Annotated in this window: 22 protein-coding genes and 1 riboswitch; of the genes, 11 read left to right on the forward strand and 11 right to left on the reverse strand. The window is 74.0% G+C overall.

Annotation, left to right across the window (positions count from 1 at the left end; translation table 11 throughout):
* Positions 1-112: 112 nt before the first annotated feature.
* Positions 113-472: a hypothetical protein gene (locus tag ABEB09_RS29010; protein WP_345692864.1), complete on the forward strand. Its 360-nt coding sequence runs from the start codon at positions 113-115 to the stop codon at positions 470-472.
* Here the strand turns inward: ABEB09_RS29010 and ABEB09_RS29015 are convergent.
* The 5 genes from ABEB09_RS29015 to bioB all read right to left on the reverse strand — a co-directional run bounded on the left by ABEB09_RS29015 (position 369) and on the right by bioB (position 4,801).
* The gene (locus ABEB09_RS29015; protein WP_345692865.1) at positions 369-1,055 is read right to left on the reverse strand and encodes a class I SAM-dependent methyltransferase; all 687 of its coding nucleotides are present in this window, start codon (positions 1,053-1,055) and stop codon (positions 369-371) included. The two genes, ABEB09_RS29010 and ABEB09_RS29015, sit on opposite strands and share 104 nt — an antisense overlap.
* A gap of 79 nt (positions 1,056-1,134) precedes the next feature.
* Positions 1,135-1,479, reverse strand: a complete 345-nt coding sequence (locus tag ABEB09_RS29020) for a VOC family protein (RefSeq protein ID WP_345692866.1) — start codon at positions 1,477-1,479, stop codon at positions 1,135-1,137.
* Positions 1,480-1,598: 119 nt separating this feature from the next.
* Positions 1,599-2,330 (reverse strand): dethiobiotin synthase, encoded by a 732-nt coding sequence (gene bioD, locus ABEB09_RS29025; protein WP_345692867.1) that lies wholly within the window; start codon positions 2,328-2,330, stop codon positions 1,599-1,601.
* A 1-nt stretch (position 2,331) separates the two neighbouring features.
* Positions 2,332-3,627 carry an adenosylmethionine--8-amino-7-oxononanoate transaminase gene (locus ABEB09_RS29030; protein WP_345692868.1) on the reverse strand — a complete coding sequence of 432 codons (1,296 nt, stop codon included), beginning with the start codon at positions 3,625-3,627 and terminating at the stop codon, positions 2,332-2,334.
* The gene (gene bioB, locus ABEB09_RS29035; protein ID WP_345692869.1) at positions 3,620-4,801 is read right to left on the reverse strand and encodes a biotin synthase BioB; all 1,182 of its coding nucleotides are present in this window, start codon (positions 4,799-4,801) and stop codon (positions 3,620-3,622) included. The genes ABEB09_RS29030 and bioB overlap by 8 nt, the downstream gene beginning before the upstream one ends.
* 144 nt (positions 4,802-4,945) lie before the next feature.
* On the opposite strand from bioB, the gene ABEB09_RS29040 reads away from it, so the two are divergent.
* Positions 4,946-6,121, forward strand: coding sequence for an 8-amino-7-oxononanoate synthase (locus ABEB09_RS29040; protein ID WP_345692870.1), 1,176 nt, complete (start codon positions 4,946-4,948; stop codon positions 6,119-6,121).
* 17 nt (positions 6,122-6,138) lie between these two features.
* Here the strand turns inward: ABEB09_RS29040 and ABEB09_RS29045 are convergent, their stop codons facing one another.
* Positions 6,139-6,381, reverse strand: coding sequence for a DUF397 domain-containing protein (locus ABEB09_RS29045; protein ID WP_345692871.1), 243 nt, complete (start codon positions 6,379-6,381; stop codon positions 6,139-6,141).
* 16 nt (positions 6,382-6,397) lie between these two features.
* The gene (locus ABEB09_RS29050; RefSeq protein WP_345692872.1) at positions 6,398-7,264 is read right to left on the reverse strand and encodes a helix-turn-helix domain-containing protein; all 867 of its coding nucleotides are present in this window, start codon (positions 7,262-7,264) and stop codon (positions 6,398-6,400) included.
* A gap of 240 nt (positions 7,265-7,504) precedes the next feature.
* Between ABEB09_RS29050 and ABEB09_RS29055 the strand changes: the two genes are divergently transcribed.
* Positions 7,505-7,936, forward strand: coding sequence for an ATP-binding protein (locus ABEB09_RS29055; protein WP_345692873.1), 432 nt, complete (start codon positions 7,505-7,507; stop codon positions 7,934-7,936).
* Between the two features lie 153 nt (positions 7,937-8,089).
* Here the strand turns inward: ABEB09_RS29055 and ABEB09_RS29060 are convergent, their stop codons facing one another.
* The 3 genes from ABEB09_RS29060 to ABEB09_RS29070 form a co-directional block, all read right to left on the reverse strand.
* Positions 8,090-8,614 (reverse strand): C40 family peptidase, encoded by a 525-nt coding sequence (locus ABEB09_RS29060; RefSeq protein ID WP_345692874.1) that lies wholly within the window; start codon positions 8,612-8,614, stop codon positions 8,090-8,092.
* A 4-nt stretch (positions 8,615-8,618) separates the two neighbouring features.
* Positions 8,619-8,823, reverse strand: a riboswitch (cyclic di-AMP (ydaO/yuaA leader).
* 291 nt (positions 8,824-9,114) lie between these two features.
* Entirely contained in the window at positions 9,115-9,423 is a 309-nt protein-coding gene (locus ABEB09_RS29065) for a hypothetical protein (RefSeq protein ID WP_345692875.1), read from the reverse strand.
* A 4-nt stretch (positions 9,424-9,427) separates the two neighbouring features.
* A complete protein-coding gene (locus ABEB09_RS29070) occupies positions 9,428-10,039 on the reverse strand; it encodes an ATP-dependent Clp protease proteolytic subunit (protein WP_345692876.1) in 612 nt (203 codons plus the stop codon).
* Between the two features lie 67 nt (positions 10,040-10,106).
* On the opposite strand from ABEB09_RS29070, the gene ABEB09_RS29075 reads away from it, so the two are divergent.
* Positions 10,107-10,370, forward strand: a complete 264-nt coding sequence (locus ABEB09_RS29075) for a type II toxin-antitoxin system Phd/YefM family antitoxin (RefSeq protein WP_345692877.1) — start codon at positions 10,107-10,109, stop codon at positions 10,368-10,370.
* A 111-nt stretch (positions 10,371-10,481) separates the two neighbouring features.
* On the opposite strand, the gene ABEB09_RS29080 is transcribed toward ABEB09_RS29075, so the two are convergent.
* A complete protein-coding gene (locus tag ABEB09_RS29080; protein WP_345692878.1) occupies positions 10,482-11,483 on the reverse strand; it encodes an ABC transporter permease in 1,002 nt (333 codons plus the stop codon).
* Positions 11,484-11,614: 131 nt separating this feature from the next.
* Between ABEB09_RS29080 and ABEB09_RS29085 the strand changes: the two genes are divergently transcribed.
* The 7 genes from ABEB09_RS29085 to ABEB09_RS29115 all read left to right on the forward strand — a co-directional run bounded on the left by ABEB09_RS29085 (position 11,615) and on the right by ABEB09_RS29115 (position 16,942).
* Complete coding sequence (locus ABEB09_RS29085; protein ID WP_345692879.1) at positions 11,615-12,253, forward strand: TetR/AcrR family transcriptional regulator; 639 nt, start codon at positions 11,615-11,617, stop codon at positions 12,251-12,253.
* Positions 12,254-12,388: 135 nt separating this feature from the next.
* On the forward strand, positions 12,389-12,691 hold the full coding sequence (locus tag ABEB09_RS29090) for an urease subunit gamma (RefSeq protein ID WP_073755663.1): 303 nt from the start codon (positions 12,389-12,391) through the stop codon (positions 12,689-12,691).
* 13 nt (positions 12,692-12,704) lie between these two features.
* Positions 12,705-13,016, forward strand: coding sequence for an urease subunit beta (locus ABEB09_RS29095; protein ID WP_345692880.1), 312 nt, complete (start codon positions 12,705-12,707; stop codon positions 13,014-13,016).
* Positions 13,009-14,745: an urease subunit alpha gene (locus ABEB09_RS29100; RefSeq protein ID WP_345692881.1), complete on the forward strand. Its 1,737-nt coding sequence runs from the start codon at positions 13,009-13,011 to the stop codon at positions 14,743-14,745. The genes ABEB09_RS29095 and ABEB09_RS29100 overlap by 8 nt, the downstream gene beginning before the upstream one ends.
* 21 nt (positions 14,746-14,766) lie before the next feature.
* Entirely contained in the window at positions 14,767-15,429 is a 663-nt protein-coding gene (locus ABEB09_RS29105) for an urease accessory protein UreF (RefSeq protein ID WP_345692882.1), read from the forward strand.
* A 32-nt stretch (positions 15,430-15,461) separates the two neighbouring features.
* Positions 15,462-16,157 (forward strand): urease accessory protein UreG, encoded by a 696-nt coding sequence (ureG, locus tag ABEB09_RS29110; RefSeq protein ID WP_345692883.1) that lies wholly within the window; start codon positions 15,462-15,464, stop codon positions 16,155-16,157.
* Complete coding sequence (locus ABEB09_RS29115; protein WP_345692884.1) at positions 16,154-16,942, forward strand: urease accessory protein UreD; 789 nt, start codon at positions 16,154-16,156, stop codon at positions 16,940-16,942. The genes ureG and ABEB09_RS29115 overlap by 4 nt, the downstream gene beginning before the upstream one ends.
* Positions 16,943-16,964 lie beyond the last annotated feature (22 nt).

Genomic DNA, 16,964 nt, shown 5'->3' on the forward strand with positions numbered 1-16,964 from the left:
TGCGCTCGGGGGGCATAGGGCGGCCTGCCTTCGGCGGGTGAGTACGAACGGCCCGCCCGCCTGAGTACGTGATCGGATGACCGGTCCATGACCACGCTGGTCGAATGGCGGCATGACTTCGGAAGCCCCCCGGCGCGTGCGGCTGCGGCACGTCACCACGACCGGCACCGCCCTCGCGGGCGCCCTGCTCCCGCTGGTGGTCGGCGTCCTCCTCGCCAAGGCGATGGCCGCGGACCCGATGACCCCGGTCAACGCCCTGATCACCAACGGCGGCCGCGCCCGGATCCCGCAGGGCGAACTGCGCCGCCGCGGCGGCACCGCGCTGCGCACCCTGAAGGCCCGGCGCGTCCGGGGCAGGTCCGGTCCCGTCAGTCGTCGGCGTCCGACAGCGGGCGGCGTGCCACGCCCAGGACGCAGGCCGACGTGGGCAGCCGGACGCCCTTCTCGGGAACGCGCAGACGGCGGTACGTGACGATCTCGAAGCCCGCCGCCTCGATGGCCGCGAGCGGATCGCGGGCGGTGTGGCAGCCGCCGCACATCAGCGGCCACACCGTGGCGTCCAGCGCCCGCTGGGCCGTGGCCATCAGCTTCCCGGGCGCCAGGCCGTGCTCGAAGAACCGCAGCTCCCCACCCGGCTTCAGCACCCGGCGCAGCTCCGCGAGCGACCGGCGCAGGTCCCGCACACTGCACAGCACCAGCGAGGCGACGGCCCCGTCGAACGCCTCGCTCTTCACCGGCAGCGCCTCGGCCGCGCCCGGCACCACGTCCACCGGCACCCCCGCGCGCACGGCCGCCTCCACCGCCAGCCGGCGCAGCAGCCGTTCGGGTTCGATGGCGACGACCTCCGACACGGCCCCCGGGTAGTACGCGAAGTTCAGGCCGTTGCCCGCGCCGACCTCGATGACCCGGCCGGACAGCCCGTCCAGCAGCTCCCTCCGGTACGCCGCGACCCCGCCCTTCGCGTCGGCGACCACGCTCACGCGCGCGTAGAAGCGGGCGAACAGCGGATGGTGGACGGCGTCCCGGGCAACTTTCGTCCCGCTTCGCTCCGGCATCGCGGACCTCCTCGGCAGGCTCCGACAGAAACGGGCGGATACGGGGATTGTGCCCCGTACCCGCCCCACCGAGCGCCCGTCAGTCGTCCACGAAGCAGAACTCGTTGCCCTCGGGGTCCCGCAGTACCTGGAAGCGCCCCTGCTCGTCCGTGACGACGCCGCCGACACGCACCGCGCCCCGCCGTACCGCCTCGTCGGCGGCGGCCCCGACGTCGTCCGCGTCCAGGTCCAGGTGCAGCCGGTTCTTCGCGGCCTTGCCCTCGGGCACCCGCTGGAACGCGACCCGTACGAACCCGGGCGGATCCACGTACGACCAGTCCCGGCTCCGGTCGACGGGTTCCCCGCCCAGCAGGCCTGCCCAGAACCGCACCAGCGCGGCGGGCTCGGCACAGTCGAAGACGATCTCGCTGACAGTCGCTCTCATGATCCGCAGCGTACGTTCCGCCCCGGACGGGCCGGGGGAGCGGAGCCGAAACCGCCGCCCCTCCCTGCAGCACGGCGACCACAGCCGCCGGCGGCACCGGCGGCTGTGGTCGCGTGCCCTCAGCGGCCCCCCGCCGAGACCGCCCGCTCGAACGCCTCCGCGTCCCAGGTCCCGCCCAGCCGCGCGCCCAGCCAGCCCGGCGCCGCCGCGCGGAACGCCTCCGGCGACAGCGCGCCGGCGCCCTCCGGCACCGCGCCCAGCAGGGGCGCGCCCGCGGCGTCCGGGAGGTCGGCCAGGTTGCAGCGCTCGGCCAGGCCCGGGTCGCGCGGCCAGCTGCCCACGACCACGCCCAGCTGCTCGAGGCCCCGCGCCCGCAGGGCCTCGCCCGTGAGCGCGGCCATGTTGAGCGTGCCGAGGCCCGCGGGCGCGACCACCAGGACCGGCGCGCCCAGCAGCCGGGCCGCGTCGGCCAGGGTGGTGCCCTGGTCGTCGAACCGTACGAGGAGTCCGCCCGCGCCCTCGACCAGCACCAGGTCGTGCTCGGTGGCCAGCTTCTCCGCGGCCTCCGCCACCTCGTCCGCCCGCACCGGCGCCATGCGGGCCCGTCGGGCGGCCGTCGCGGGCGCCAGCGGCTCGGGGAACCTGGCCAGTTCCCGCCCCGTCACGCCCGGCCCGGCCAGCCGGACGACCTCGTCGGCGTCGCCCCGCTCGTCCGGCCCGACGCCGGTCTGCGCGGGCTTCAGCACCGCCACCGAACGGCCCTCCGCGCGTGCCGCCGCCGCCGCCACCGCGGCCGTGACCACGGTCTTGCCGATCTCCGTGCCGGTGCCGCTCACCACCACGACCGCCATGTCAGCCCTCCCGTGCGGCCGCGCACACCGCGCGGCAGATCGTCGCCAGATCGTCGTCGCCCGTGACGTAGGGCGGCATGACGTACACGAGGTCGCGGAACGGCCGCAGCCACACGCCCTCGCGCACGGCCGCGGCCGTGGCCGCCGCCATGTCGACCGGGTGGTCGAGCTGGACCACCCCGATCGCGCCGAGCACCCGGACGTCCCGGACCCCGGCCACGTCGCGCGCCGCCTCCAGCCCGTCGCGCAGCCCCGCCTCGATCCGCTTGACCTCCCGCGCCCAGTCCTGGGACAGCAGCAGGTCGATCGAGGCGCAGGCCACCGCCGACGCCAACGGGTTGCCCATGAAGGTGGGGCCGTGCGCCAGCACCGGCACGTCCCCGCGCGAGATGCCGTCGGCGACCCGCGAGGTGCACAGCGTCGCCGCCATCGACAGGTAGCCGCCGGTCAGCGCCTTGCCCAGACACATCACGTCCGGCGCCACACCCGCGTGCCCGGCCGCGAACAGCTCGCCCGTCCGGCCGAAGCCGGTGGCGATCTCGTCGAAGACGAGCAGCACGTCGTGCGCGTCGCAGGCCTCCCGCAGCACCCGCAGGTACGCGGGGGAGTGGAACCGCATGCCGCCCGCGCCCTGCACCACCGGCTCGACGATGACCGCCGCCAGCTCGTGCGCGTGCTCGGCGATCAGTGTGCGCAGCCGCCCCGCGTACTCCTCGTCGTACGCGGCCGGGGGCGGCGGCGCGAAGACCTGCCGCTGCAGAACCCCCGCCCACAGCTCGTGCATCCCGCCCTGCGGGTCGCACACCGACATCGGCTGCCAGGTGTCGCCGTGGTAGCCGCCGCGCCAGGTCAGCAGCCGCTGCTTGGCCGGCCGGCCGGTGGACCGCCAGTACTGCAGGCACATCTTCACGGCGACCTCGACGGAGACCGACCCGGAGTCGCTGAGGAAGACGTGCCGCAGCGGCTCGGGGGTGATCTCGACCAGGCGCGTGGCCAGCCGCACGGCCGGCTCGTGGGTGAGCCCGCCGAACATGACGTGGCTCATCCGGTCGAGCTGGCCGCGCACCGCCTCGTTGAGGACCGGGTGGTTGTAGCCGTGCACCGCCGACCACCACGACGACATGCCGTCGACCAGCTCGGTCCGCCCGTGGACGGGCTCGGCCAGCCGGAGCCGTACCCCCGACGCCGACTCCACGACCAGCGGGTCGACCCGCCCGGGCATCGGGCCGTACGGGTGCCACACGTGCTCCCGGTCCAGCGCGAGGAGGGCGGCGGTGCCGTCGAGGGGCTCAGGCATTGGGCGCGAGGTCCGTCCCGGCGCCCCGGCGGCGCACCGCGACCAGATCGGTCCGGGCCTCCGGCACGGCGGATTCCGCGGCGGCGTCGGCCGGCGTGCCGCAGACATCCCCGGACCCGGAGCCCGAGCCGCAACCGCCGCCGGAGCCGCAGCCCTGCGCCGCCGCGTCCACGCGGTGCTCGGGCAGCGTCGTGCTGCCCGCGCCCTCCACCTCGAAGCCCGCGTCCGCGATCATCTCCAGGTCCGCCTTGCCGGCCTGGCCCTCGCTGGTCAGGTAGTCACCGAGGAAGATCGAGTTGGCCAGGTGCAGCGCCAGCGGCTGGAGGGTCCGCAGGTGCACCTCGCGGCCGCCCGCCAGCCGTACCTCGACGTCGGGGCACACGAACCGGACCATCGCCAGGATGCGCAGCGCGCGCTGCGGGGTCAGGTGCCACTCCTTGGCGAGCGGCGTGCCCTCGAACGGGATGAGGAAGTTGACCGGCACCGAGTCCGGGTCCAGCTCGCGCAGCGCGAAGACCACGTCCACCAGGTCCTCGTCGCTCTCGCCCATGCCCGCGATCAGACCGGAGCACGCCGACAGGCCGGCCGAATGGGCCTTTTGCACCGTGTCGACCCGGTCGGCGTAGGTGTGGGTGGTCGTGATGTCCCCGTACGTCCCTTCGGACGTATTGAGGTTGTGGTTGTACGCGTCGGCGCCCGCCGTGCGCAGGCGCTCCGCCTGGCCCTCGGAGAGGAGGCCGAGGCAGGCGCAGACCTCGACGCCCTCGTTGTCCTCCTTGATGGCCTCGATGGTCTTCGACACGCGGTCGATGTCACGGTCCGTCGGACCCCGGCCGCTGGCCACCAGGCAGACCCGCTTCGCGCCGCCGGCGACGCCCGCGGCGGCCGCCTTGGACGCCTCCTCCGGCTTCAGCCAGGTGTACTTCAGGATGTCGGCCTTGGAGCCGAGGCGCTGCGAGCAGTAGGAGCAGTCCTCGGGGCACAGCCCCGACTTCAGGTTCACCAGGTAGTTGAGCTTCACCCGCCGCCCGAACCAGTGGCGCCGCACCTTGCCGGCCGCGGCCACCACGTCCAGCAGCTCGTCGTCGGAGGTCGCCAGCACGGCGAGCGCTTCTTCGCGGGTCGGCAGCTCACGCCGCAGCCCCTTGTCCACCAGCGTGTTCAACAGGTCCATGGCGCTGATCCTGACCTACGCCCCACCTCCGGGCCAAGGAGGAAATCCACAAGGGACGGCGTCGGCGGTGTGTGTATGGCCACACTCTGACCACGTCCCTTCTTCGTTAGGGTCTGTGCGCTGCCTACAAAGGGGATCGAGTACATGGCCGAGGACGTGACCGGAGGACCGGCGGGGGACCCGTTCGCCTGGACCGCGGCCGAGGCGCGCCGCCGCGCCGACGCCGGTCTGGTCCGCGCCCTGCGGCCCCGCCCCGCCGAGGCGGACGTGCTGGACCTCGCGAGCAACGACTACCTGGGCCTGACCCGCCACCCCGAGGTCACGGAGGGCGCGGCCGGCGCGGCCCGCCGCTGGGGCGGCGGGGCCACCGGCTCGCGGCTGGTGACCGGCACGACCGCGCTGCACGCCGAGCTGGAGCGGGAACTCGCGGAGTTCTGCGGCTTCGAGGCGGCGCTCGTGTTCTCCTCCGGGTACGCGGCGAACCTCGCGGCCCTCACCGCGCTGACCGCCCGCGAGTCGCTGATCGTCTCCGACGCGGGCAACCACGCCTCCATCGTCGACGGCTGCCGGCTCTCCCGCGCCGAGACGGCGGTCGTCCCGCACGCCGACCCCGAAGCCGTGGACAAGACGCTGGGCGCGCACCCCGGGCGGCGCGCCCTCGTGGTCACCGACTCGGTGTTCTCCGTGGACGGCGACGCGGCCCCGCTGGGCGCCCTCGCGGGGGCGTGCCGGGAGCACGGTGCCGCCCTGGTCGTGGACGACGCGCACGGCCTGGGCGTCCTGGGCGAGGGCGGACGCGGCGCCCTCCACGCCGCGGGTCTCGCGGGCGCGCCCGACGTGGTCGCCACGCTCACCCTCTCCAAGTCCCTGGGCAGTCAGGGCGGTGCGGTCCTCGGCCCGGCCCCGGTCGTCGAGCACCTGGTCAACGCCGCCCGGACGTTCATCTTCGACACGGGCCTCGCCCCGGCCGCCGTCGGCGCCGCCCTGGCGGGCCTGCGCCTGCTGCGGCGCGAACCGCGGCTGGCGGACCGCGCCCGTACGGTGGCGGCCACCCTGCACGGGCGGCTGACCGCGGCCGGGCTGAGCGCCGTACGCCCGGACGCGGCCGTGGTGTCCGTCCGTGCCCCGTCGCCGGAGCAGGCCGTGCGGTGGGCCGCGGACTGCCGCGCCGAGGGTCTCGCGGTCGGCTGCTTCCGGCCGCCGTCGGTGCCCGACGGCATCTCGCGGCTGCGCCTCACCGCGCGAGCGGACCTGACGGAGGACCAGATCGACCGGGCCGTCGGCACGATCCTGCGCACGGCGCCGCCGTCCCACGGCTGACGGTCCGTCCGGACCTGTCAGCCGGCGGCCACGTCCGGCCCGTCGCGCAGGGCGGAGACGAACGCGGACCAGGCCGTCGGCGAGAACCGCAGCGGTGGCCTGCCGGTGTCCTTCGAGTCCCGTACGGCGAGCAGGCGGGTGTCGAGGCGTGCGGCCTCGACGCAGTTGTTCATGCCGACACTGCGGCTGCTGCGCCGCCAGTGGAGCCCGTCGAGGACGGGGGCGTCGAGGTTGTCGTCGTGTGCGAGGTAAGCAGACATCGGGGGGTGCCTCTCCCTACGCGCCGTCAGCGATCCCGGCGATGAGATCCAACGAGTCCTCGGGCGTCAGCGCGTGCGCCTGCATGGTGCGGAACGCGGCCCCGTACGCCTCGAGGTCTTCCGACCGTTCCAGATAGAGGCTACGCGTCATGTGGTCAAGAACAACCACGTCCAGATCAGCGATATTCGGAAAGGAGAAGATAACGAACGAACCCGAAAGTCCGACGTAACCGCCCATCGCGAACGGCAGCACCTGCAACCGCACATGGGGCTCCCGGGCCGTCTCGCCCAGCGCCCGCAGCTGCCGGCGCATCACGCGCGCCCCGCCCACCTGCCGCCGGAGCACCGCCTCGTCCAGCACCGCCTCCATCCGCAGCGGCTCCGCCCCGCGCAGCACCTCCTGGCGGGCCATCCGGACCTCCACCAGCACGTCGACCGTCGCCGCCGGCAGCCCCTCCAGCGCGGCACTCGTCACGGCCCGCGCGTAGTCCGCCGTCTGCAACAGGCCCGGCACCACCGAGGTCTCCAGCGTCCGGGCCGCACACGCCGAGGCCTCCAGGCTGATGAAGTCCCGGTACTGCGGCGGAATCACCCCCCGGTACGCGTGCCACCACCCGGTGCCGCCGCTGTCCGCCGCTCCCGCCAGCGCCTCCAGCAGGGTCCGCAGCCGCGGATCGGTGACCGCGTAGGCGTCCAGCAGCCGGGTCACATCGGCGTGGGTGACCCCGCTCGCCCCCGTCTCGATCCGGCTCACCTTCGACTGGTGCCAACCCACCAGCCGCGCCGCCTCCCGGCTCGTCAGCCCCACCCGGAGGCGGAGTCCGCGCAGCTCCTCGCCGAGCTTCCGCCGGCGTACCGCCGGACCGTGCCGCGTGCCGCCCATGGACGCCTCCTCCCGTCCCCTCCTTTCCCCGGGACAACCCGTCAGTGTGCCGGGTAAATCCGTTCTCGCGTAGCAGAGTTCACCGCATCGAGCGACAGATATATGCATATCTTGAGGGATCGCTCCCCCCAGGGGCGACAAAAGTGGCAGTCTGGCGCGAAGCACAATCCGAGGCCGTCCTCACCAGAACATCCGTTACGTGTCGGAGTCCGGCCCCGGTGGGAAAGGGACAGCGTCGCCATGGCAGACCACCAGGAAGCATCCGTCACTCTGCCGAGCGATCCCGCCTCGGTCTCCGCCGCCCGGAGATACGTCGCCGACGTCCTCACCGAGTGGGGGCTGCCCGACGACGCGGACATCGCGGACACCGTCCGGCTCATCGTCTCCGAACTCGCCACCAACGCCGTCCAGCACACCTTCGGCCAGTCGCCCACCTTCACCGTGGACCTGCGGCTCGACCGCGAGGAGCGGCTGCGCATCGGTGTCACCGACAGCCACCCCCGCTGGCCGCAGCGGCTGCCCGCGGCCGTACAGCAGGACAACGGCCGCGGCATGGTCATCATCCGCTGGCTCACCGCCGAGCGCGGTGGCCGGCTGTCGGTCACGCCGACCGAGGAGGGCGGCAAGACGGTGTGGATCGCCCTGCCCTGGACCGTGCCGGTCGGACCGTGACGTTCTCGCAGCCAGGAACGTTCATGCAGCCCGCACGGCGGCGGGCGGCCCACGGTACGGAGGCGGTCGTCGGACGTCACGACGGTTGCCCCCGTACCGCGGCTCATGCCCGGTGCGCGCGGCTGCGGTGCGTGCGGCGGGGGTGCGCCGGGGTCAGCGCACGCGGCCGTACGAGACGGACCGCGACCAGATGCGGTCGAGCTTGACCCACGACCCGGTCTTCGGCGCGTGCCAGATCTTGTTGTTCCCGGCGTAGATGCCCACGTGGTAGACACCGCCGCGGCCGTGGAAGAAGACGAGGTCACCCTTGCGCCGGCTGGACGAGGGGATCGAACGCGTCTTGTTGTACTGGGCCTGCGCGGTGCGCGGGAGCGACTTGCCGGCCTTCTTGTACGAGTAGAGCGTCAGCCCCGAGCAGTCGAAGCGGTACGGGCCGGTCGCCCCCCACTGGTACGGGGAGCCCTTCTTGGACGCGGCCACGTTGAGCGCCTTGTTCGCCGCGGCCGGTGCGGCCTGGGCGTCCGGGACGGCGCCCGGGGCCAGCAGGGTGCCGCCCACGGCGGCGAGGGTGAGGGCCGAGACGGCGCAGGCCAGCCGGGTCGTCGTGGGCGACGCTCCGGAGGCGGGGGACGGGGCCTGGGACGTGGCCTGGGACGGGACCTGATTCAGCGAGGACATTGCGAACCCTTCGTCAGTCCGCCTGTGAAGGATGACCTGTCGGGTTCGGACAGGACGAAGATGCCCGGCCGCTGACGCGGCTTCACCCCAAGAGGGACCGGTCCGCACACTGCGGTGGTCGCCCCGTACTGCTCGGGTCCTCCACTCCTGCCGATCCACTGGTGTCGACCCGGCGCCCGGGCGGCGGCAGGATTCGGCGTCCGCCCGGACCGCCCCGCCTGGGTGGCGGGGGCTTGTCGTCGAGACGGATCTTTGCCCAGCGGACGCCGGAACCCCGAGACGAAACGGCGCTGTGTGACCCTCGTCACGACTGATCCAACTGGGTGGACAGGGACGCTCACGGGTCGTTCGGCGCAGCCCGGCTGAGCCCCGTACCAGCGGCGGAACGTCCGGTTCCGCCAGATGCGTACATCCGCTCCGCAACTCGCGCCGTACGAAGTTCGTCCCTTTGCCTCAGCCGAACGGGCGAGGGCCGGTCGCGCTACGCCTCCCGAAACCGGTCAGCCGACAGGATCTTGAGGCACCGTCACGCGCCCGGTGCGCCGCTCACCGTCCAGCGCACGCAGCGCACGCGCCAGGGTCGGGGCATGCACCTCGTTCTCGCCCCGCTCGTGCATCAGCGTCAGCGCGTCGCGCAGCGCGGTCGCCCGCGTGACGAGGGCCTGGGCCGCGCGCAGCGCCCCGTACGTATGGGAGGCGCGGGCCGGGTTGAGGCGTCCCAGCAGGTCGACGACGTCGAGGTAGCCGTCGACGTACGCGCCCTCGGCGCGGGTGAGGGCCGGCAGCGGGGGAAACTCCGGGAGCGGCATCCCGTCACCGCCCCCGGTTCTCGATCACCTGGTCCACCAGGCCGTGCGCCCGTGCGCCGGTGGCGTCCAGGACCTTGTCGTGCTCCAGGTCGGCCGCCACCTCGGCGCGGCTCCGGCCGGTGTGGCGGACCAGCAGGTCGACGACGTGATCCCGCTGCCTCAGCAACTCCCGCGCGTGGACGTCCAGGTCGCTGGGCTGACCGCGCAGCGGCTCCTCCAGGGCGGGCTGCTGGAGCACCACGCGGGCGCCGGGCAGGGCGCAGCGCTTGCCGGGGGCACCGGCGGCGAGCAGGAGCGCGGCCGTGGACGCGGCCTGGCCGATACAGGTCGTGGCCACGTCGCAGGAGATGACCTGCATCGCGTCGTAGAGAGCCGTGAACGCGGGCACCGGGCCGCCCGGCGAGTTGATGTAGAGCGAGATGTCCTGGTCGGGCGCGGCGTACTCCAGGTGCACGAGCTGGGCGATCAGGTCGTTCGCGGCCGTGTCGTCGAGCGGCGTGCCGAGCAGGACGATCCGCCCTTCGAGGAGTTTGGAGTACGGGTCGAGGGTGCGGCTTCCCCAGCTGGTCCGCTCGGTGAACTCGGGCAGCACATGGCGGGCGGTGGCACGGCGCATGCGGATGCACCTCCTCTGTTCCTTCGGTAAAAAATGTACAGGATGTACAGACCGTTAGAATGGGAGCATGGCCTACGAGATTCCGGTGACGCAAGCGAGGGCAGAGCTCGCCGACCTGATCAACCGCGTTGTCTACGGCGGCGAACGCGTCGTCGTCACCCGGCACGGCAAGCCGCTCGTGGCGCTTGTCTCCGCCGCTGACCTGGAGCGATTGGAGGCGGGGCCGGAGGTGCGGGCGGTCTCGTCGGTCGCGGCGACCGACGAGACCCCGTCCGCTGCCGGCGAACGCCGCTTCGGTATCGCCGCCGAGCACCGGCCGCCGGGCCACTGACCCGTCGCCGGCCTCCTGCGGGCCCCGGCCCGCGCGCCCACGCCGCCCCGCGGCAAGGGCCACGCGCCCCCGCCGCACGGTGCGGGGACGCGTGGCCGTCGAGGCGGGCCGTCAGCCGATCGGGGTGGGTTGCGGCGTAGGGCGTTCCGTCGCGGAGCGCGCGCCGGGCGCGGTCGCCGGGCGACGCAGGGAGCCCAGCGCCACCGCGGCCATGCCGAGCGCGCTCCACAGGGACAGGGTGAGCAGCGCGGGGCCCGAGGCGGCGCCGTCGAAGAAGGAGACGGAGCGCAGCAGAGTGACGCCCGCGCCCGGCGGCAGCCACTGGCCGATCGGCCCGGCCGGCTCGGGCAGCAGCTCCGGGGCGCTCCCCGCGCCCGAGAACGCGTTGCCCAGCAACACCACCAGCAGCGCCCCGAGTCCGAGCCCCGCCCGGCCCAGCAGCGCCGCGAGCCCCGCGACCCCGGCGCCTATCGCCAGCACTGTCAGCGTCAGCACGCCCGCGACCGCCCACCAGTCGCCGGTCACCGCTCCCAGCCAGCTGTGCGCCATCGCCGCGCCCACCGCGCCCGCCGCCACGGCCGCACCCGCGAGGGCGGCGGCCGCCCGCGCTCCGCGCAGCCCCAGGAGTGTCACGACCGCGCCGGTCAGCACGCCCGCCAGGGCGAGCGGCAGGACGCTCGCCGCGAGGGTGCCGCCCCTCGGGTCGCCCGGCGGCGTGGCCACCACGTCCGTGACGGGCACCGGCGTGCCGGCCGGGGCCTGCGCCGTGACGGCCTGCTGGAGAAGCTGGGCGACGGCCGGGCCGGCGGCCGACGCGGTGAGCAGCCGCGGCCCTTCGGGTGCGACGACGACGGCGCCGTATACGACGCGGTCCTCGATGCCCCGGCGGGCCGCCTTCTCGTCCGTGTAGCGGTGCACGTCGAAGGCCCCCTTTCGCTGGTTCAGGCCCTGCTCGACCCGGGCCACCGCGGACTGTGGGCCGGCGACGCCGATCGGCAGGTCGCGCGGGGCGATACGGGCGGCGGGCCAGGCGAAGGCCCACAGGGCCAGGGCGACGACCGCCGGTACGAGCAGCACCACCGCGATCACGCGGCGATTCGCCGTAGTGGGCATGGGTTCCTCCCAGATGCGGGTGAGGCACGGGATCCAGTAAAGAGAAGGATCGTTCGTTTTACGTTCCGTCCCGACTGTCCCGCCGCGTGGCGCCCTTGTCAAGAATGAACGTTCGTTTTACGCTGGAGATCATGGCCCGCGTTTCCCAGGAGCACCTCGACGCCCGCCGCCGCCAGATCCTCGACGGCGCCGCCCGCTGCTTCGCCCGCAACGGTTTCCACGCCACGTCCATGCAGGACGTCCTGCGCGAGGCCGACCTCTCGGCCGGCGCCGTCTACCGCTACTTCCGCGGCAAGGAGGAGCTGATCGAGGCCATCGTCAACGAGGTCCTCGACACCGTCCGCACCGCCTTCGAGGAGGCCGCGGCGAAGAGCCCGCCCCCGCCGCCGGACGTCCTGGTCGGCCAGGTCATGACCCAGGTCCTCACCGAGCGCACCGGGCTGTCGTACGAGGGAGAGGAGGGCTTCCCGCGGCTGATGGTGCAGGTCTGGACCGAGACGCTGCGCAACGAAAGGCTGTCCGCCGTCATGCGCACCGGGTACGCGCGCGTCCGGCAGGCCTGGATCGGCGTCGTCGAGGCCTACCAGGAGGCCGGGCTGATGCGCCGGGACATCCCCGCCGAGCACGTCGCCCGCACGATGGTCGCCGCCGCGCAGGGCTTCGCCGTCCAGCAGGCCCTCTTCGGCGCCGCCCCCGTGTCGGTCCTCCAGGACGGGCTGCGCGGGCTGATGTCCATGACCTCCCCCATGGATTCACCAAGCAGCAGTTAACCTCCCGGAAAAACTTCTGCGCGGATTGGAAATATCTCTTCGCCACACTCGTTCCCGCAGGTCAACAGAGTGTTGAAGCCGGATAGGGTCCCGCTGCGCCCGGGACCACGCCGGGCGGGAACTGTGAGGTGGAACGTGCAACTGACCCCGCACGAGCAGGAGCGTCTGCTCATCCATGTGGCCGCCGACGTGGCGGAGAAGCGCCGGGCCCGCGGGGTGAGACTGAATCACCCCGAAGCGGTCGCCCTCATCACCTCGCACATCCTGGAGGGCGCGCGCGACGGCCGCACGGTCGCCGAACTCATGGCGTCCGGGCGGAAGGTGCTCAGCCGCGACGACGTCATGGACGGCATCCCCGAGATGATCCACGACGTCCAGGTCGAGGCGACCTTCCCGGACGGCACCAAGCTCGTCACCGTCCACGACCCGATCGTCTGACGGGGGCGCGCCGATGATCCCCGGGGAGATCCTGTACGCCGACGAGCCCGTGGCCCTCAACGAGGGCCGCCCGGTGACCCGTCTCACCGTGCTCAACGCCGCCGACCGGCCCGTCCAGGTCGGCTCCCACTACCACTTCGCCGAGGCCAACCCGGGCCTCGACTTCGACCGCCGCGCCGCACACGGCCTGCGGCTCAACATCGCTGCCGGTACGGCCGTGCGCTTCGAGCCCGGCATCCCGGTCGACGTCGAACTCGTACCGCTCGCCGGAGCACGGCTCGTGCCCGGGCTGCGCGGCGAGACCGGAGGTGCCCTCGATGACTGACCGCAGCCGCGCCCTGATCGACCGGGCCGTCTACGCCGACCTGTTCGGCCCCACCACCGGCGACCGTATCCGCCTCGCCGACACCGACCTCCTCGTGGAGATCGAGGAGGACCGCTCCGGCGGCCCCGGACGCGCCGGCGACGAGGCCGTGTTCGGCGGCGGGAAGGTCATCCGCGAGTCGATGGGCCAGGCCCGTACGAGCCGCGCCGAGGGCGCCCCCGACACGGTGATCACCGGAGTCGTGATCATCGACCACTGGGGGATCGTCAAGGCCGACGTCGGCATCCGCGACGGCCGCATCACCGGCATCGGCAAGGCCGGCAACCCCGACACGATGGACGCCGTCCACCCCGATCTGGTCATCGGCCCCGAAACGGAGATCATCGCCGGCAACGGCAGGATCCTCACCGCCGGAGGCGTGGACGCCCACGTCCACTTCATCTCGCCCACGCTGATCGACCAGGCCCTGTCGTCCGGCATCACCACCCTCGTCGGCGGCGGCACGGGCCCCGCCGAGGGCAGCAAGGCCACCACCGTCACACCCGGCCCCTGGCACCTGGCCCGCATGTTCGAGGCGCTGGACGGGTTCCCCGTCAACATCGGCCTGCTCGGCAAGGGCAACACCGTCTCGCGCGAGGCCATGCGCTCCCAACTGCGCGGCGGTGCACTCGGCTTCAAGATCCACGAGGACTGGGGAGCCACCCCGGCCGCGATCGACGCCTGCCTGGGCGTCTGCGACGAGACCGGCGCCCAGCTCGCCATCCACACCGACACGCTCAACGAGGCCGGATTCGTCGGCGACACCCTCGCCGCCATCGCCGGCCGCACGCTCCACGCGTACCACACCGAGGGCGCGGGCGGCGGCCACGCGCCCGACATCATCACCGTGGTCTCCGAGCCCTACGTCCTTCCCAGCTCCACCAACCCCACCCGGCCGCACACCGTCAACACCCTCGAGGAACACCTCGACATGCTGATGGTCTGCCACCACCTCAACCCGGCCGTCCCCGAGGACCTGGCCTTCGCCGAGTCCCGGATCCGGCCCACCACCATCGCCGCCGAGGACATCCTCCACGACCTCGGCGCCATCTCGATCATCTCCTCCGACTCCCAGGCCATGGGCCGCATCGGCGAGGTCGTCCTGCGGACCTGGCAGACCGCCCACGTGATGAAGAGGCGCCGCGGCGCCCTCCCCGGCGACGGCCGCGCCGACAACCACCGCGCCCGCCGCTACGTCGCCAAGTACACGATCAACCCGGCCGTCGCGCAGGGCATCGACCACGAGATCGGCTCCGTCGAGACCGGCAAACTCGCCGACCTCGTCCTGTGGAACCCGGCCTTCTTCGGCGTCAAGCCCGAACTCGTCCTCAAGGGCGGCCAGATCGCCTACGCGCAGATGGGCGACGCCAACGCCTCCATCCCCACCCCGCAGCCCGTGCTGCCCCGGCCCATGTTCGGCGCCCACGGCCGCGCCCCGGCGACGAACTCCGTCAACTTCGTCTCGCAGGCCGCCATCGACGACACCCTGCCCGGCCGCCTCGGCCTCGGCAAGCGGTTCGTCGCCACCGGCAACACCCGTGGACTCACCAAGGCCGACATGCGCGAGAACGCGGCCCTGCCCCGGGTCGAGGTCGACCCCGACAGCTTCGCCGTGACCATCGACGGCGACCCGGTCGAACCGGCCCCCGCCACCGAACTGCCCATGGCGCAGCGGTACTTCCTCTTCTGAGACCCGAGAAGGGACCACACCATGAGCCGCGCCGCGCTCCTCGTGCTCGCCGACGGGCGCTTCCCCGCCGGCGGGCACGCCCACTCCGGCGGCGCCGAACCCGCCGTCCGGGCCGGCCGCATCCGCGACGCCCGCGACCTGGAGGGCTTCTGCCGCGGCCGCCTCCACACGACCGGGCTCACCTCGGCGGGGCTCGCCGCGGCCGCCGCCCTCGGCGCCGACCCCGTGGCGCTCGACGCCGCCGCCGACGCCCGCACGCCGTCGCCCGCCCTGCGGGCCGCCACCCGCAGGCTCGGCCGGCAGCTGATGCGGGCCGCCCGCGCCACCTGGCCCTGCGCCGAACTGGACGCGCTGGCCGAGGCGTTCCCGCGCGGCGCCCACCAGCCCGTCGTCCTCGGTGCCACCGCCCGCGCCGCCGGCCTCGGCCCCGAGGACGCCGCGCACTGCGCCGCGTACGAGAGTGTCAGCGGCCCCGCCACCGCGGCCGTACGGCTGCTCAGCCTCGACCCGTACGAGGCCACCGCCGTCCTCGCCCGCCTCGCCCCCGACATGGACGACGTCGCCGCCCGCGCCACGGCCGCGGCCCGCCGGGGCACCGACGCCCTGCCCGCCGCGTCCGCCCCGCTGCTCGACATCACCGCCGAGCAGCACGCCGCCTGGCCCGTCCGCCTCTTCGCTTCCTGACCCGCACCACAGCCGAACACCGGAGCCGCACCATGCACCTCGACCACTCCCACGACCACGAGGCCCCCGCCGCCCTCAGCGCCGACGCCGTAGGCCCCGACGGCACCCGCCGCGCCCTGCGCATCGGCCTCGGCGGCCCCGTGGGGTCCGGCAAGACCGCGACCGTCGCCGCGCTCTGCCGCGCCCTGCGCGACGAGCTCTCCCTGGCCGTCGTCACCAACGACATCTACACCCGCGAGGACGCCGAGTTCCTGCTGCGCAACGCGGTCCTGCCGCCCGAGCGCATCCAGGCCGTCGAGACCGGCGCCTGCCCGCACACCGCGATCCGCGACGACATCTCCGCCAACCTCGAAGCCGTCGAGGACCTGGAGCACACCGTGGGACCGCTCGACCTGATCCTCGTCGAATCCGGCGGCGACAACCTCACCGCGACCTTCTCCAAGGGCCTCGTGGACGCCCAGATCTTCGTCATCGACGTGGCGGGCGGCGACGACATCCCCCGCAAGGGCGGACCCGGCGTCACCACCGCCGACCTGCTCGTCGTCAACAAGACCGACCTCGCCCCGTACGTCGGCTCCGACCTGGAGCGCATGGCACGCGACGCGCAGGAGCAGCGCGGCGACCTGCCCGTCGCCTTCACCTCGCTCACCGCCGAGAACGGCGTCGCGCCCGTCGTCGCCTGGGTGCGCGACCGGCTCGCCGACTGGACGGCGCGGGCCGCCGCATGAGCGTCCACGCCACCGCCCGGATCGTCGCCGAGCGGAACGGCACCCTGCCCGTCCTGGAGAGCGACGGACCGCTCGCCCTGCGCCGCACCCGGGCCACCGGGCCGCACCCGCACGCCCGGGTCACCGTCGTCGGCGCGATGAGCGCCCCCCTCGGCGGCGACCGGCTGGCCCTGGAGGCGACGGTACGGGACGGGGCCCGGCTCACGGTCGACTCGGCCGCGGCCACCGTGGCCCTGCCCGGGCGCGCCGGGGACGGCCCCGCCCACTACGACGTACGGCTCACCGTCGGCGACGACGCGGAGCTGCGCTGGCTGCCCGAGCAGCTGATCGCCGCGCACGGCTCGGCGCTGCGCATGCGGACCGTCGTCGAACTGGCCGCGACGGCCCGGCTCGTGCTGCGCGAGGAGCAGATCCTCGGCCGGTACGGCGAGGTGCCGGGCACGCTCACGACGCGGCTCACCGTCCACCGCGCCGGCCGCCCGCTCCTCGACCAGGAGCTGTCCTGCGGGCCCGGCGCCCCCGGCGGCTGGGACGGCGCGGCCGTCCTGGCCGGGCACCGCGCGGTGGGGCAACTCCTCGTCGTGGACGCCCGGTTCGGGGACCGGCCCGTGGCGGCCCGGGCCCTCGGGGACACCGCGGTGGTCACGCCGCTCGCGGGACCCGCCGCCCTGGTCACCGCCGTGGCCCCGGACGCCCTGCGGCTGCGCCGCGTCCTGGACGACGCGCTCGCGGAGCTGGCTCCGGCGGGCGCCGCCGTCCCGGCCGTCCGCGACCTGGCCGCCTGACGGGGGACCCGTCCCCGGCTGT

Origin of the sequence: Streptomyces coeruleoprunus (genome assembly GCF_039542925.1) — a bacterium.
Classification (GTDB): Bacteria; Actinomycetota; Actinomycetes; order Streptomycetales; family Streptomycetaceae; genus Streptomyces; species Streptomyces coeruleoprunus.